Source organism: Streptomyces sp. NPDC127117 (assembly GCF_042677325.1).
Lineage (GTDB): Bacteria > Actinomycetota > Actinomycetes > Streptomycetales > Streptomycetaceae > Streptomyces.
The window spans coordinates 1-2,935 of record NZ_JBHXTM010000128.1 but is presented as its reverse complement, the minus strand read 5'-3'; the positions used below and the strand labels follow the sequence as shown (position 1 = coordinate 2,935).

Genomic DNA, 2,935 nt, shown 5'->3' with positions numbered 1-2,935 from the left:
CCCTCGCGCACGCTGCGCGGGGGCGGCGCTCCGCCCCGCCCAACCCCCCACCCCGGCCGGCCGGGGGCCCCGCCCCGGGGCGCGCCGCCGTGGACCCGAGCGGGATCCATGGCAACCGGTGCGGGGTCGCGTGCCTGTGACGCACGCGACCCCGCACCGGTGACCAAAGCTGCCCGCACCAGCTGCACGACCTGCTCCACCTGCTCCAACGCACCACCTCCCTGACACCCACGTCACCGCAGACGTGTACCCGACCGGAGGAACCGCCGTGGCAGCCAAGCCCAGGTTTCGCAACGACGCAGTCGCAGGATCCGATGGACCACCGCATCTCGGCACCGCCCCCGATCCGGCCTCGCCGGACCGGAAGCACCCGGTCGACGAGACGCTCCCCCCACTGAAGATGTTCACCAGCGGCCTCCAGCACGTGGCCGCGATGTACGCGGGCGTGGTGGCCCCGCCGATGATCGTGGGGCCCGCCGTGGGCCTCACCGCCAAGGAGACCGCCTTCCTGATGGGGGCGAGCCTGTTCACCGCGGGCATAGCCACCCTGCTCCAGACCCTCGGCTTCTGGCGGATAGGTGCCCGGCTGCCGTTCGTCAACGGCGTCTCGTTCGCCGGGGTCACCCCGATGGTGGCGATCGGCAAGGACCGCGGACACGACGGCATCGCCGTCATTCTCGGCGCGATCATCGTCGCGAGCCTGCTGGGCTTCCTGCTGGCCCCGTACTTCTGCAAACTGGTCCGCTTCTTCCCGCCCGTGGTCACCGGCACCGTGATCACCCTGATCGGTGTCTCGCTGCTGCCGGTCGCCTTCAACTGGTCCCAGGGCGGCAACGCCACGGCGGCCGACTACGGCTCCACGACCAACATCACCATGGCCGCCGTCACCCTGGTGATCGTCCTGGCCCTGCGCAAACTGCTGCGCGGCTTCCTCCAGCAGATCGCCATCCTGCTCGGACTGATCGTCGGCACCCTGATCGCGATCCCGGTCGGCATCACCGACTTCGGCGCCATCAAGGACGCCGACCTGATCGGCTTCCCGACGCCGTTCCACTTCGGGGCGCCGCAGTTCGAGATCGCCGCGATCGTCTCGATGAGCATCGTGATGCTGGTCTGCATGACCGAGTCCACCGCGGACATGCTCGCGCTCGGCAGGATCGTCGGCCGGCCGGCCGACGAGCGGACCATCGAGGGCGGCCTGCGCGCCGACACCCTGGGCAGCGCCATCAGCCCGCTCTTCAACGGCTTCATGTGCAGTGCCTTCGCCCAGAACATCGGGCTCGTCGCGATGACCAAGGTCCGCAGCCGCTTCGTGGTGGCGGCCGGTGGCGGCATCCTGATCGTGCTCGGCCTGGTCCCCGTCGCGGCTTCCGTCATCGCGCTCGTGCCGCTGCCGGTCCTCGGCGGCGCGGGCATCGTGCTGTTCGGTTCGGTCGCCGCGAGCGGCATCCAGACCCTGGCGACCGCCGCGCTGGAGAAGGGCGAGAACGCGCTGATCGTGGCCGCGGCCGTGGGCATCGGTCTGATCCCGATCGCCGCGCCGGAGTTCTACCACTCCTTCCCGAAGGACCTGCTGGTGGTGCTCGACTCCGGGATCTCGACCGGCTGCGTGGTGGCGATCGTGCTCAACCTGGCCTTCAACCACCTCGGCAGGAAGCCGGATCCGGAGCCGGAGCCGTCCGAGCGGGAGCAGGGCCCGGCGGTCGCGGACCCGGTGGCCGCGCACTGATCCGATCCGGCCGGTGTCGGCCGGTGTCGGCCGGTGTCGGTCGGTGTCGGCCGGTGAAGCACTGTGGCGCGTACGGCGACCCTCGGGGGTGCTGCCGTACGCGCCACAGTCCTGTTCGGCGGAGGCGTCAGCCGATGTGGAAGCTGTCGCCGTACACCTTCCAGTCGAGCGGCGGGTCCAGGTTCAGGTTGCCGTTCTTCAGGAAGACCCGCTGGGCGGTGTCCACCCGGCTGGTGTCCTCGTGGGCCTCCTCCTGCTTCATCGCCCAGACGCGGGCGTCGAGGAAGGCGTTGAGGTACGTGACCTCGTTGCCGCCCTGGGACGGCGGCTTCGCCTTCGAGAGGGCCCTCTTGCGGATGGAGCTGAAGCCGGTGCTGTCGCCGCCGTCGCCGTGCATGACGATGGCGTCGTAGTACGCGAACTGGCCCAGCGTGCCGATGCCGTCGGCCTTGCCCTGCTTGACGGCCGGGTTGAAGTAGACCCGGTCCCGCTCGTCGTCCTGAGCCTTCTTGAACGCGGAGTCGGAGGCGGCCTTCACCCAGTCCTTGGTGAAGTTCGGGTCGAGACCGCTGTGCGAGGGGGTGCCGTTGACCTTCCGCAGCGCGGGGAGGTACTTGGCGAGGACGTTGTCGGGCTTGCGTTCGGTGTACAGCTCGACGAGGTCGAGCATGTCGCCGGTACCGGAGCAGAAGCCGATGATGCCCGCGGTGTAGCCGCGGTCGTCGTCGATGTCCTCGATGTACTTGTACTGGGACTTCCAGTTGAGGGAGGAGTTCTCGGCGCTGGAGACCAGTTGCATGGCGATCTCCTTCTTCGCCGGATCGTCCAGCCCGGTCGCGGCGGCGGCCTTCGGCGCCACCGCTGCCGGTTCGGGGGCCGCCTGGTGTGTGAGGCCACCGGCGTAGGCGGTGACGGGAATGGCCGTGAGGGCCAGTCCGACCGCGATGACCGTGATGCGCACGGGGCGGGTGTTGCGACGTGCGGCGCGCTTAGGGGGAGCGTGCACCAGTCCTCCAAAGGGAGTTCTTCGTTCCGACGGTCTGTTAGGAAGCTTTCCTATCAGAGTGTAGGGTGGCCGTACACCCCTCCGGCGCCCGGGAGTTGAGAAGTTCTCCCGGAAAGTCGACGGCCCCGCACCCCGCGGGGGGGGCGGGGCGGGGCCCGGGGGGAGGTGGGCCGGGGGGCCCAGGGGTGTCGGCGGCACAC

2 protein-coding genes are annotated in these 2,935 nt (G+C 69.9%); one reads left to right on the top strand and one right to left on the bottom strand.

Annotated features, from left to right (window positions below; translation table 11 throughout):
- The first annotated feature begins 268 nt into the window (after nucleotides 1–268).
- Nucleotides 269–1,729, top strand: a complete 1,461-nt coding sequence (locus ACFVH0_RS40430; protein ID WP_385828428.1) for a nucleobase:cation symporter-2 family protein — start codon at nucleotides 269–271, stop codon at nucleotides 1,727–1,729.
- A 127-nt stretch (nucleotides 1,730–1,856) separates the two neighbouring features.
- On the opposite strand, the gene ACFVH0_RS40425 is transcribed toward ACFVH0_RS40430, so the two are convergent.
- On the bottom strand, nucleotides 1,857–2,735 hold the full coding sequence (locus ACFVH0_RS40425) for a chitosanase (RefSeq protein WP_385828427.1): 879 nt from the start codon (nucleotides 2,733–2,735) through the stop codon (nucleotides 1,857–1,859).
- Between the last annotated feature and the right edge of the window lie 200 nt (nucleotides 2,736–2,935).